General features: G+C 71.0%; 8 protein-coding genes. 4 read left to right on the forward strand and 4 right to left on the reverse strand.

Annotation, left to right across the window (positions count from 1 at the left end; genetic code table 11):
* Window positions 1-45 precede the first annotated feature (45 nt).
* Window positions 46-420, reverse strand: coding sequence for a nuclear transport factor 2 family protein (locus ACZ4TO_RS24765; RefSeq protein ID WP_468025223.1), 375 nt, complete (start codon window positions 418-420; stop codon window positions 46-48).
* 207 nt (window positions 421-627) lie between these two features.
* Between ACZ4TO_RS24765 and ACZ4TO_RS24770 the strand changes: the two genes are divergently transcribed.
* A complete protein-coding gene (locus ACZ4TO_RS24770; RefSeq protein WP_468025224.1) occupies window positions 628-2457 on the forward strand; it encodes a S9 family peptidase in 1830 nt (609 codons plus the stop codon).
* 220 nt (window positions 2458-2677) lie between these two features.
* On the opposite strand, the gene ACZ4TO_RS24775 is transcribed toward ACZ4TO_RS24770, so the two are convergent.
* Window positions 2678-4702, reverse strand: a complete 2025-nt coding sequence (locus ACZ4TO_RS24775; protein ID WP_468025316.1) for an NAD-binding protein — start codon at window positions 4700-4702, stop codon at window positions 2678-2680.
* A 396-nt stretch (window positions 4703-5098) separates the two neighbouring features.
* On the opposite strand from ACZ4TO_RS24775, the gene ACZ4TO_RS24780 reads away from it, so the two are divergent.
* Window positions 5099-5692 carry a DUF4232 domain-containing protein gene (locus tag ACZ4TO_RS24780; protein ID WP_468025225.1) on the forward strand — a complete coding sequence of 198 codons (594 nt, stop codon included), beginning with the start codon at window positions 5099-5101 and terminating at the stop codon, window positions 5690-5692.
* A gap of 306 nt (window positions 5693-5998) precedes the next feature.
* On the forward strand, window positions 5999-7897 hold the full coding sequence (locus ACZ4TO_RS24785; protein WP_468025226.1) for an alkyl/aryl-sulfatase: 1899 nt from the start codon (window positions 5999-6001) through the stop codon (window positions 7895-7897).
* A gap of 91 nt (window positions 7898-7988) precedes the next feature.
* On the opposite strand, the gene ACZ4TO_RS24790 is transcribed toward ACZ4TO_RS24785, so the two are convergent.
* Entirely contained in the window at window positions 7989-9926 is a 1938-nt protein-coding gene (locus ACZ4TO_RS24790) for a YncE family protein (RefSeq protein WP_468025227.1), read from the reverse strand.
* Between the two features lie 252 nt (window positions 9927-10178).
* Window positions 10179-10856: a calcium-binding protein gene (locus tag ACZ4TO_RS24795; protein WP_468025228.1), complete on the reverse strand. Its 678-nt coding sequence runs from the start codon at window positions 10854-10856 to the stop codon at window positions 10179-10181.
* A gap of 569 nt (window positions 10857-11425) precedes the next feature.
* On the opposite strand from ACZ4TO_RS24795, the gene ACZ4TO_RS24800 reads away from it, so the two are divergent.
* Window positions 11426-13087 (forward strand): collagen-binding domain-containing protein (locus ACZ4TO_RS24800; protein ID WP_468025229.1); only part of this gene is annotated, 1662 nt, incomplete at its 3' end.

Raw genomic sequence — 13087 nt, forward strand, 5'->3', positions numbered from 1 at the left:
TCCACGGTACGGGGCGGCCGGGCCGGACTCGCCCGTGGGGCCCGCTCAGTACCGCTCGGCCAGGTGGTCCCGGCCCGCCGGAGGCTCGTACGGTTCGGGCCAGAAGTCCGTCACCGTGGCGATGCGGCCCCGCGCGTCCGCCGTGAAGAACGTGATCGCGTGCATCTCCTCCAATCCCACCGTGACATGGGTCCAGGTGACGGCCTGGCCCGGCTCGGCCACAACGCGCTCGATCTCGACGTGCCAGTCGCCCGGGTACTCGCGGTTGAACTCGACGTACCGCTCCCGGCCGCTGATGCGCTCGCGCGTCTGCGGCAACGTGTACACGACGTCCTCGGCGAGCAGCTCCGCGAACGCCTCCCAGTCCCGGGCGTCCGCGGCGGCCCAGTAACTCTCCACGGCCTTGCGTAGATCGGTCATGCGAAAAATTCTGCACCCGGCCACTGACAACGGCTCCGACCTGCGCATATGACGCTTCCCCGGGACCGGCCCCGACCGCGTCACGGGAACGCGGGGCCTGCTTCGCGGGCCGTGGGGCGGCCGGCCGGGCGCGCGGGCGCCGCGAGGTTGTCCACAGGCTGGGGACCTCCCCGGCGCGGGACGGGCCGGGCCAGGCACTATGGGGCCATGACTGAGAGCACCAGGTCCACCGAGCCGCAGCAGGCAGACATGCCCGACTGGGAGAAGCGCTTCCGGGCACCGAGGGTGTCGCTGCCGGACTGGGCGGAGGACGCACCGCACCGCTCCCTGTTCGTCTCGAACGCGACGGGGACGTACGAGCTGTACGCGTGGGACCGAGCGACGGGGGAGCAGCGCCAGGTCACCCACCGGGCGAACGGCACGACGGACGGGGTGCTCTCGCCCGACGGCGAGTGGATCTGGTGGTTCGACGACAAGGACGGCGACGAGTTCGGCGTGTGGCGCCGCCGCCCCTTCGACGCCGCCCTGGTCGTGGGCGCCGTGGACGACCCGGCCGTCCCCGGCCTCGACCCCTCCTATCCCGCGGGCCTGGCCATCGGACGCGACGGACGTACGGCGGTCGTGGGCCGCTCGACCGACGAGGACGGATCGACGATCCACGTGGCCCGCGCCGGCGAGGCCACGGTGGAGATCTACCGGCACCGCGAGTCGGCCGGCGTCGGCGACCTCTCGCACGACGGCTCGCTGATCGCCGTCGAGCACACCGAGCACGGCGACGCGATGCACTCGGCGCTCAGGGTGCTGCGCCCGGACGGTTCGGCGGTCGCCGAGCTGGACGACACCGAGGGCGGCACGGTCGAGCTGGGCCTCGAGGTGCTGGGCTTCGCCCCTGTCGACGGGGACAGCCGGCTGCTCATCGGGCACCAGCGGCGCGGCCGCTGGGAGCCCCTCGTCTGGGACGTGGCCACGGGCGAGCAGACCGACCTGGGTCTCGACCTGCCCGGTGACGTGGCCGCCGAGTGGTATCCGGACGGCTCCGCCCTCCTCATCGCGCACAGCTTCGAGGCGCGCAGCGACGTATGGCGCTACGACCTCGCCTCCGGTGAGCTGACCCGGGTCCCGACCCCGCCCGGCACGGTGTCCGGGGCGACGGCCCGCCCGGACGGGACGGTGGAGTATCTGTGGTCCTCGGCCGCGGAGCCGTCCACCGTCCGTTCGACGACCGGCGAGATCGTCCTGGACCCGCCCGGCCAGAAGTCCCCGGGCTCCGTCCCGGTGGAGGACGTCTGGGTGGAGGGACCCGGCGGCCGCGTCCACGCCCTGATCCAGAAGCCGGCCAGCGCCACGGGCCCGCTGCCCACCGTCTTCGAGATCCACGGCGGCCCGACCTGGCACGACAGCGACTCGTTCGCGGCGGGCCCCGCGGCCTGGGTCGACCACGGCTACGCGGTGGTCCGGGTCAACTACCGCGGCTCCACGGGTTACGGCCGCGCGTGGACCGACGCGCTCAAGCACCGCGTCGGCCTCATCGAGCTGGAGGACATCGCGGCGGTCCGCGAATGGGCGGTCACCTCCGGCCTGGCCGACCCCGACCGGCTGATCCTCACCGGCGGCTCCTGGGGCGGCTACCTCACCCTCCTCGGTGTCGGCACCCAGCCGGACGCCTGGGCCCTCGGCATCGCCGCCGTCCCGGTCGCCGACTACGTCACGGCGTACCACGACGAGATGGAGGCGCTGAAGGCGATGGACCGCACGCTCCTCGGCGGCACCCCGGAAGAGGTGCCCGAGCGCTTCGAGGCGTCCTCCCCGCTGACGTACGTCGACGCGGTGAAGGTCCCCGTGTACATCTCGGCCGGGGTCAACGACCCCCGCTGCCCCATCCGCCAGATCGACAACTACGTCACCCGCCTCGCCGCCCGCGAAGCCGTCCACGAGGTCTACCGCTACGACGCGGGCCACGGCTCCCTGGTCGTCGACGAACGCATCAAGCAGGTCCGCCTGGAACTCGACTTCGCGGAACGCCACTTGGGCAAGTGACCACGTCGGCCCGGGGGCTCGCCCGAGCCCCCGGGCCGATTCCCGCCGGTCGTCGGCCCGTGCTGCGTCCGTCCCGTCGCCGGCCCGTGTCGGCTCTCCCCGGTTGTCGGCCCGGACCAGCCCTCGCCGCTGTGGCCGAGCCCCGGGTCGGGCGCCCACGCCCAGCCGGGCCGCTGTCGGCCCAGCCCCGGGTCGGCCCCGCCTGCTGTCGAGCCCCGGGCTACGCCCCCGCCCGTTGCCGGGGTCGGCGGCCGAGCAGTTCCGCGAGACCTCTTCGGGTCGCGGCGAGCACCACGCGGTCCTCGGGCTTCAGGACGTAACTGGAGGGCAGGTCCCACACCAGCCGGGGACCACGCGCGTCGGGCGCCGGGTCGGCCCGGCGCTCCTCCGGGGTCGCCGTGTCCAGCGCGAGCACGCGCCAGGACCCGGCCCGGAACGCCTCGCCCACCGTGCGCCCTTCGAGCTGCGCGTGTCCGCCCACGTCCACCGCGGCGAACAGCAGCACCCGCCGCTCGACGGGAATCGCCCCGAGGATCTGTCGCCCCAGCATCGCTCCGGCGAACGCGGGCGCGGCGAGATGGGACACGCTGCGGCTCCGGGTGAGCGCGCCGGGATGCGCGGCCCGGAGGGTGCGGTAGACGGCGGTCGCGAAGTCGTCGTCGTACAGCCGCAGCACGACGCGCAGGTCGGGATTCAGGGTGCGGGCGGAGAGCACGGCTTCCAGGTTCATGGTGTCCGCGCTGGTCAGCGCCAGCAGCGCGTGCGCCCGGTGGATCTTGGCGGCCTCCAGCACGCCTTCCTGCGTGACGTCCCCCAGCACCACGGGCACCCGCAGGCTCCGTGCCAGCGCGAGCCCGCGGGCCTCGGGATCGGCCTCCACGCACACCACGGGGATCCGCAGTTCACGCAGCCGCGCCAGCACGCGCGTACCGATCTTGCCGACCCCGAGCAGCACGACGTGTCCGGACAGCCCGCGGGGCGGTTTCCGCAGGGCGGTCCCGCTGCGGAACGTGCCGAGCGCCTCGAGCACCGCGGCGAGCAGCACCGGCAGCAGCAGCAACCCGACCAGCCCCGAGCAGAGTTGAAGGATCTGCCGTCCGAGGGGCTGCCCGATGGCCGGGTCGTTGATGGCGAAGAGATCGAGCAGGGTCAGATACGTGGCCTGGAGCGGGTGCTCCCCGGTGACCAGCATCGACGCCACGGCGAGCCCGACCACACACGCGACGAGCCCGGCGAACGACCAGCGCAGCCGCCGCGACAGCAGCGAGCCGAACCAGGGCACGACCCCGCGGCCGGGGCCCAGTTCGGGACCGGAGTACGACACGTTCTCCAGGACGACGGTGCCGCGCCCGGTGGCGGCGGCCACCGCCCTTTCGTCGGGCAGGAGTTGAGGCCCCTGCGAACCGCTGCCCTCGGAACCGTCGGCGCCGGCCGGGTCGTTGGCCGTGGCGGACAGCAACGCCAGGGTGCACAGCCCCGGATCGGCGACCTCGCCGGGAGCGGGTGGCGGCCGCTCCACCGCGCGCAGCATGAGCCCGTCGGTCTGGACGACCTTGCTGGTGCCGGCCACGGCGGTCGCGGCGAGCGCGGGCGCGGCCGTGTCGGCGTCGGAGAGGACGGTGGTGGAGGCGTCGTAGATCTCGGCGGTCCGGCCGGCACGGGAGGCGCCCGAACCGGTGCCGCCTCCGGCGGAGTTCGCGCCGCCGCCGGCGTCAGGTGTGCTGTCGGGTCCGGCGGCGGCGGCGGTGGCGGCAGCGGCGGCGGCCAGGGCCGAGGCCTGGTCGAGGAGGGCCTCGATGTGCTGGCCGAGACGCCGGTTGTAGAGCCGCAGGACCAGCCGGATGCGCGGGTTGAGCCGCCGGGCGGTGAGCGCGGCACGGATGTTGGTCTCGTCGTCGTCGTACACGAGGGCGAGCGCGGTGGCCCGCTCGACGCCCGCGTAGGAGAGCGCGTTCTCAGTGAGTTCGGCGGCTTCGACGACGCGCTCGGAACCGGACGCCTCGTCGCTTCCAGCGGTCCCCGCCCCCGCCCCTCCGCCTCCTCCTCCGCCGTTCCCGTTCCCGGAGGCCCGGTTGACGGCGGCGGAAACCCGGTCGAACAGGGCGGTGGCCCGCGCCCGCCCGACGACCGGCGGCCGCACACCACGCTGGACGGGCGGCACCACGAGGGTCACCCGCTCGCCGTACACCCCACGCAGTTCGGCGGCCAGCCGCTGGGCCAGGGCGTCGTCCCCGGCCACCACCATGTGTTCGGCGGCGTCGCTCGACGCACTCTGAGACGGAAGATTCCCCACGGAGGAGAAGACTGCCGCACGGATGCGGGTGGTTCCAGTGAGGAGACCGGCCGCTGCGGGGACCATCGGCCGCCGTGCCGCCGATCCGCCGCCGGATCCAGCGGGTTCCCGTTCCGGACGGGCATCCCAGCCCTCCTCGTTTCCGCAGCTCGTCGGGGGTGGGATCGTTCCGGCGTTGCGGGTTGGGCGGGGCCTGTTGCCCTGGGCCGGCCCGGGATCCGACGCTGTGGATGTCGCACCGACTGAAGCGGCCGGCCGCCCGGCAGCGCACCCTTCCCCCCGACTCACCCGTCCACGGGAACACCCATCTGCGGGCGACCTCGTACCGATAGGAAAAGGAACACGCATATGAACGTGAAGTCCGTCGTGGGTCGCCGCGTGGCCGTGGCCGCGGGTCTCGTCCTGGCTCTCGGATGTGGTGTGTCGGCGCAGGCCTCGGCCTCCGGGGCGCGGACGGCCACCGGGAAGGCCCCTGCGGCGGTGACGCACCGCGCCGCGGCCAAGGCCGCCGTCGCCACCTGTTCCCAGAAGGAGCTCGGGGTGTCCTCCGTGAAGGAGAGGGACGCCAGGCACCTCGTCCTGACCGTCCAGAACGCGAGCGACAAGAAGTGCAACCTCTACCGCTACCCGCTCGTGCGGATCGGCGCCGGCACCCGGAACACCCCCGTGATCAAGGAGAGCGACGGGACCCCGGGAGTGCCGGTCACCCTCGCCCCGGGCCAGGAGGCCTACGCGGCGCTGCTCGTCGCCGGCGGCGCCAGGGACGAGTACGAGGCGAGGAGCATCACCCTCAATCTCCAGGGCAGCAAGCCCGGCAGCACCGCGGGCACCTCGATCGACGTCCCGCTGCCCGTCAGGAAGCTCTACGCGGACGACGGCCAGCTCGTCACCTACTGGACCACCGCTTCCGGCTTCGCCCTGGACTTCATCATGTCGAAGTGATGCCTGGAGGGGAGAAGTGACGCCGGACGAGGTCGCGCACGGGCCCCTTCACGACCTGGTGAAGGGGCCTTCGGCAGACGGACGGGTCGCCGGGAGGCGAGTGAGCCCCCGGCAGGTGAATGACCCTCTGGCCTGTGCCGGGGCGCCGGGATCGAGGGCAGCGGTGACATGGTGACGGAGCGGCGGTCGGGGCGCGGACACGGCCTTACCCGTACGGCGTAAGCCCTCTCGTACCTGTCTCCCGTTCCCGGCAAGAGTGGACCCTGCCGCCGGATCCCGCGACGCGGCCCGACAGGGGAGAGCGAGATGGCCCAGCCCACCGACAGCAAGCCCGCCCACCCGGCGGTCGCCGACGCGAACCGGGCCGTAATCCGGCGCTTCCCCCTCGACGACACCCGGGACCTGGAGGACGCCCGGCGCGGCTTCATGGGAACGGCGGAGGACCCGCTGGTGCGTGACACCGCCGGCCGCACGGTGTGGGACCTCGGCGCCTACGGATTCCTGGACCAGGACTGCCCCGACACGGCCAACCCGAGCCTGTGGCGGCAGAGCAGGCTGTGCGCCGACCACGGGCTGTTCCAGGTGACCGAGGGCCTCTACCAGGTGCGCGGCTTCGACCTGTCGAACATGACGCTCGTCGAGGGCGAGCGGGGGGTCTTCGTCATCGACCCGCTGATCTCCGCCGAGACCGCCGCCGCGGCCCTGGCCCTCTACCGCTCCCACCGCGGGGACCGGCCGGTGACCGGCGTGCTCTACACGCACAGCCATGTCGACCACTTCGGCGGCGTCCGGGGCGTCCTGACCGACGAGGACGTCGCCGCGGGGGTGCCGGTCCTCGCGCCCCAGGGCTTCCTGGAGCACGCGGTCAGCGAGAACGTCTACGCCGGTACGGCCATGAGCCGTCGCGCCGCCTACATGTACGGCGCCGCGCTGCCGCGGGGCGAACGCGGGCAGGTCGGCGCGGGGCTCGGGCAGACCACCTCCACCGGCACGGTCGGTCTGATCCCGCCGACCCTGGACATCACCCGCACCGGTCAGACGGAGACGATCGACGGCATCCGGATGGTCTTCCAGCTCACCCCCGGCACCGAGGCGCCCGCGGAGCTGAACATCCACTTCCCCGACCTCCGCGCGCTGTGCATGGCCGAGAACGCCACCCACAACCTGCACAACCTGCTGACGCTGCGCGGTGCCGTGGTCCGCGACCCCCGGGTGTGGGCCCACTACCTCGGCGAGGCCATCGATCTCTTCTCGGCCTCCGCCGACGTGGTCTTCGCCTCGCACCACTGGCCGGTCTGGGGCGGTGAACGGGCACGGGGGTTCCTGTCCGAGCAGCGCGACCTGTACGCGTATCTCCACGACCAGACGCTGAGGATGCTCAACCAGGGTCTGACCGGACCGGAGATCGCCGAGCGGATGGAGATGCCCCCGGCGCTGGAGCGTGCCTGGCACACGCACGGCTACTACGGCTCGGTCAGCCACAACACCAAGGCGATCTACCAGCGTTATCTCGGCTGGTTCGACGGCAACCCGGCCCACCTGTGGGAACACCCCCCGACGGACGCGGCCCGCCGCTACGTGCGGTTCATGGGCGGCGCCGAGGCGGTGCTGCGCCAGGCACGGCAGTCCTTCGACGACGGCGACTTCCGCTGGGTGGTCCAGGTCGTCAACCATGTCGTGTTCGCCGACCCGGACAACGCCGAGGCCCGGGCCCTGCAGGCCGACGCGCTGGAACAGTTGGGCTACGGCAGCGAGAACGGCACTTGGCGCAACTTCTTCCTGACGGGCGCCCATGAACTGCGCCACGGTCCGGTCGGCACCCCCATCGAGACCGCCGCGCCCGACCTGCTCGCGGCCCTCACGCTGGACCAGCTCTTCGACGCCCTGGCCATCCGCGTCGACGGCCCGCGCGCCTGGGACGCCGTGATCACCGTGCGCTGGGACCTGACGGACGGGCAACCGGTGACCCAGCGTCTCCGCAACGGAGTCCTAACCCACGGGCCGACTCGGACCGCGCAGCCCGAGCCGGACGTCACCTACACCCTGACCGAGGCGGACCTGCGCGCGGTCCTGCTGGGCCTCATCGGCCCGGACGAGCTCGCGGAGAGGGACGGCGTCCGCGTCACCGGCGACCCCGGCGCCCTGGCCACCCTCCTCAGCCATCTCGCCACCCCGGACCCGGACTTCACGATCGTGACGCCGTGATCCCTTGACGCCTAGGCCTCTTGACGTCGTCCGCCCGCGGCTCTGACACCGCATCCCGCGTCGCTCCCTCGGCCGGCGTTGCTCCCGCCGGCTAGTTGGAGAAGTACAGGTACTTCCACGAGCCGTGCGTCGTCGAGTTGACGGTGTCGCCCGAGTATTGGTTCTCGTACGACGAGCGCATGCGCACCTTGACGCCGGACGCGCCGGGAGACTTCAGGCTCACGGCCGACCTGCCGTTCGAGTCGAGCTTGAAGTACTGCGGACTGTCGTCGACCGTCTGCCACTCACCGGCTCGGTAGACCTGCAGGTCCACGCGCTGCTTGCGGCCCGGGTAGTACGTCATGGTCGTGGTGAGCAAGGGGTTGGTGCTCTTGTGGAACCAGTAGTACGACGTCGAGCCGATCTTGGCCGTCTTGTAGTGCTTCGAGACGACGGTGGAGGTCTTCACCAGGGCGTAGCCCGTGGACGCGACGGTCCTGGCCTTGAAGCGGGCATCGCCCTTGAAGACCGCGGTCACCGCGGTGTCACGGGTCATGTCGATCGTCGCGGAGATGTTGCCGCTGGAGTTGACCGTCCCGGTCTTGACCAGCTTGTTGGGCTTGTCGCCGCCGTAGGGATTGGCCCAGATCTCGACCGTGCGGTTCTTGTAGGTCGAACCGAGGTGCGCGGTGAAGGTCACGTCGGTGCCGTAGGCGTAGACCTTGCCGTTGTTGTTCAGGCTCAGCGAGGTCGGGTCGAGGGAGACGGCCACCTTGTCGCTCGCGGTGACGGCGGCGCGATCGGCATCGCCCGCGTACGCCACCTTGTAGGTGACCGTGCCACCGGCGGGCGGGGTGTCGGTGAAGGAGTACGAGCCGTCCGCCTTCACCGTGACGGCAGGCAGCGCCTTGCCGCTCGGGGACTCCAGATCGGTACGGGTGACCTGGAGCTTCGTGTCAGGCGGTAGCTGCGTCATCGACAGGTCCCCGGTGACGGTGAGCTGCCGGGCGCGGGTGGCCGTCGGCGGCGCGTACACCGTCAAAGTCGGGACGTCCCGCGCCGGATCGGTGAGCGGCTCGAGGAAATAGCCGTCTCCGTCCGTCCCTCGGAGTACGAACAGACGTGAGGAGTCCGGAGCCCATGCCGCTCCGCCCACCCCGTTGTCCGAGACACGGTGGATGACGATCGGGTTCTCCGTGCCGGACCGGTAGACCACTACATATCTGTCGTCGAACCTGGCGATCAAGCCGCTCGGTGAGATCTCGCCGGCCCATCCACCGTACGGGTAGGAGCCGACACCGCTGAGCTTCCCGTCCGCGTAGGCGTACCGAGTCCTCGCGTTGATCAGGATCTCTTGAGCACCGGGTACGAGATCGACGTCACCGGCCCCAGGAACCTGGGAGTTGTCGTAGGCCACGACCTGCGGTGAGGTCCCGGAGACGTCCAGGACACCCATCCCGCCGCTCGCGTCAAGGCCCGTCGCGGCGAACGCCAGCACGCCCGCCTTGCCGGGGTCGGAGTCGAGGACCAGGTCATCGGAGGCGTGCACCCCGTCAGGCAACCGCCCGAGCGTCACGGCTGCGGCACCTCCCGCCGGGTCGACCGAGCCCAGGTTGCCGCCCTGCGGATCCTTGTAGCCGAACCAGACCTTTCCGCCCGCGAAGGCGAGGTGGCGCGGCCCTTCGACTGCCGCCACGTCGTAGCGGGCCTCGATGTCGAGCGTGGCGGCGTCCAGGGCCAGGATCTGATGGCTGTCGGGCAGAGCCGCGTACAGCGTCCTGCCGTCGGCGGCGAGGGTCAGTTCGGCGACCGCCCCGATTCCGTCCACCGAGTCGACGAGGGTGCCGGAGTAGTTGCCGGCCAGGATCTTCCCGCTCCACCGGTCGCCGACGAAGACCCGCTGGAGGACGCCGTCAACGACCATCCCGCCGGGTGTGCTGACGACCGTGGGCCCGGCCGCCACTGCGGGCACGGCCGGGACACCGATCAGGACTGCCGAGCCGGCGAGGACGGCCAGTGCCGTCGCGCCGGCGACGCTGCGCGTACGCACAGTGGTGATACCCCCATGACTGAGCCCGGTGTCGACCAGGCGGAAGAAAGCGCCGTGCAACCCCGGACATGGCAGTTGAGCTGCGGTTACGCGGGGTGCGACTGCTGCGCGCAGCGTATGGCATGGCAGTGGCAGTTGAGGAGGGGGTTTCTCCAAGTGACTGACCGGCGTCAGGCATTGGCGAATGAGCCGGAATGCGAGACGGCTCGACATCGACCCCCGCTGCGGAGACTGGCCCCGCTTCGTTGCCGACTACCTCACGTCGACGAGGTCACCCGCGGCGTTCACCGCCGGCGTGGTCGATGTGCCGGCGAAGGAGTAGCGGTAGTACCCGTCGACCGAAGCCGTCACCGTGGTCTTGAGGGTGCCCGTGGAGCTTGTGGTGACTGTCTTGACCGTGCTGTATGTCGTGCTGCCCTTTTTGCGGAACTGCAGCTTGACCAACTGGCCGGAGTATCCGCCGTACTTGTGGGTGTCCCAGTTCGCTCGTGAGAGCTTTCCCGTGACCGTGACGGTCTTGCCCTTCGTCACCGGCTCGGGGGTGGCATCGACGGTGAGCTGGGAGGAGCGCTGCACCTTGACGGTGCCGTAGAAGTCTTCCGAGGACTGGACCCGGGCGCCGGAGAACGCGCTCGCGCTGACGTGCCAGGTGCCGGCGAACGTGTTGGTCACTTCGTTGGTCCAGGCCCTGGCATTGGCCTTCACCTGGAAGGAAGACGTACAGGTGGTTGTGGTGGAGCTCGACGAGGTGCACCTGAGCTCGCCGGAGCGAGCGATCCCGCCGTCATGGTCGTCGTACGAGCCGCTGCCATGCCAGATGTCGAGCCAGGCCTCCTTCACACCGGCAGGGTCGGAGGCCGTCACCGACGCGGTGAAGGACGTGACGGCGGTCGGGCCCACCACGATGTTCTTGCCCCCGTTGACCACCACCTTGGTGATCTCCGGCCCATCGCCGGTCGCGCTGGCGTGAGGCGCCGTGAGTCCACCCAGAGCGAGAGAACCGCAGACGGCCACAACTGCGGCCGTGACCCGTCCATACATGTGCTTCCTCAAGTGGGATGAGGGCCCGCCGTGCACTCCTCCACGCCGGCCCAAGCGATTCGATCAATCTCCTGACCTGCGTGATCAGACGACGGGCGCGGCAGGATGGTTGTACGGCGGCAGACGCGCACGATGTGGCCGGCCAGAGGGGCGATCGACCCCGCGGCCATGACGGAGGGGCGCACCGGAAGCAGATCCGGCCCGTGATCCAGACCGGTGGGTGGCCATGGACGGCATCTGCTGTACTTCCGTGCTGTACAGCTTCCGAACGGACCGCTGCGACTGAGTTGGCTGGCCTGCTGGTCCGAGCGAGTGCCTGCTTCCTCTGAGTGGGGTGCGATGACGGACGCCCAGCCGTCCACTCCTGGTGGAATCGCGAGTGGCCATACGAGTGCTCGAACGGAGTGTCCCGGTCCTGTAACAACATCAGAACTGGATGCATTCATAGGTTTTCGGCCATGAGAAGACGGACTCATCAGATCACCCGCAGCGCTCCGGCCATGAGACAGATCCCGTTGCGGGCCGCTGCGGGACTCGCCGGGTCGGGGCTGCTGGCGGCGTTCGTGCTCGTGGGCGGCCCGGCAGGCGCCGCGGCACTCGCCCCAGTCGTCATCGGGAACCCGGTGGCCGGGAACAACGGCTTCGGGGTCGTCACTCAAGAGCACGCGACGTTCGGCAGCACCGAGTCGGAGGGCCCGGTGGCCGTCGGCGGGAACCTCGCCTTCGGCGCCAACTACAACGTAGCCCTGAACACCCCCGGCACCTTCACCGCTACGGGCGACGCGCAGCCGACGGCTCTGCTCGTCGGCGGTGGGATCGACTACGCGGGCACCAGCCAGTCCGGCGTCCTGCAGGTTCTGCAGAATGGATACGCCAAGATCGGCAACACGGCGGCCAGCGACATCCTCACCCGGGACCAGAACGGGGCGAGCGTCAACACGGAGGTCGTGGCCAAGGGTGCCGCCTACAACTCCACGCCGCGTGTCCAGCTCACCACTCAGCAGTCGGCGGCCTCGGTCGCCCAGTCCGGTCTGATGGACTTCACCTCGCTGTTCTCCACCTACCGCGACCGGGCCGACTCGATGGCCACGTGCGGGGCGACCGTGATCCTGCTCGACGGCAACGGAGACCCGTTGCCCGACCAGAACACGATCCCGACCGGGTCCGACATCAAGATCTCCCTCACTCAGGGGCAGACCAACGTGCTGCGCCTGACCGGCGAGCAGCTCGACAACATCGGCACGCTGACGTTCCTGGACGAGCCGTCAGCCGACACCCCGCTGCTCATCGACGTGGACACCACGGGCACCGGCGGCGACTTCACCTGGCACACGCCCACGATGGCGGGTGTCTCCGGGGACCAGGCCCCGTACATCCTGTGGAACTTCGCCGACGCGACCGACATCACCATCGCGGACGGCGACAGCGTCGAGGGCACGATCTACGCCCCGCGCGCCGAGCTCACCGACCTCGACCCGTCCAATCTCGAGGGTGACATCATCACCCGCGCACTCGTCGCGGGCCCGCTGTCCGGCGGGGCGGGTGGCGGCGCGGTGAACGCGGGCGAGATCCACTACTTCCCGTTCGACGCCGACCTGGAGTGCGACTCCGACACCCCGACCCCCGTCACCGGCTCGGTCAGCGTCAGGAAGACGGACGCCGACACCGGCGACCCGCTGCAAGGTGCGGAGTTCCAGTTGTGGCGGGAGAGCAACGGCACCGACGGCCTCCAGACCAGTGGCACGGACCCTGACACCAAGGTCGGCGACCCCTGTGCCACCGGAGCGGCGGGCACCTGCAGCGAGACGGTCGAGACGGGGACGTACTACTGGCAGGAGACGGCCGCGCCTGACGGCTACGACCTGCCGGATCCCGCGGTGTTCGGCCCGCTGGTCCTCACCGACGACAACGCCGACGCGGGTGTTTCGGTGACGGCGCAGGACACGAAGACGCCCGTGATCCCTGGCCAGGGTCGGGTGCGGGTGTGGAAGGTCGACGCGGACTCCAATGCCCCGTTGCGTGGTGCGGAGTTCCAGCTGTGGCGGGAGACGAACGGCACCTCCGGCTTGCAGACCAGCGGCACGGACCCTGACACCAAGGTGGGTGATCCGTGTGTGACG

The sequence above is a fragment of the Streptomyces sp. NPDC028298 genome, assembly GCF_055565895.1.

What these genes read in the sequence shown, in the direction of transcription:
- ACZ4TO_RS24765 (WP_468025223.1), bottom strand. Translation starts at nt 420, where the DNA reads ATGACCGATCTACGCAAGGCCGTGGAGAGTTACTGGGCCGCCGCGGAC.
- ACZ4TO_RS24770 (WP_468025224.1), top strand. Translation starts at nt 628, where the DNA reads ATGACTGAGAGCACCAGGTCCACCGAGCCGCAGCAGGCAGACATGCCC.
- ACZ4TO_RS24775 (WP_468025316.1), bottom strand. Translation starts at nt 4,702, where the DNA reads ATGGTGGTGGCCGGGGACGACGCCCTGGCCCAGCGGCTGGCCGCCGAA.
- ACZ4TO_RS24780 (WP_468025225.1), top strand. Translation starts at nt 5,099, where the DNA reads ATGAACGTGAAGTCCGTCGTGGGTCGCCGCGTGGCCGTGGCCGCGGGT.
- ACZ4TO_RS24785 (WP_468025226.1), top strand. Translation starts at nt 5,999, where the DNA reads ATGGCCCAGCCCACCGACAGCAAGCCCGCCCACCCGGCGGTCGCCGAC.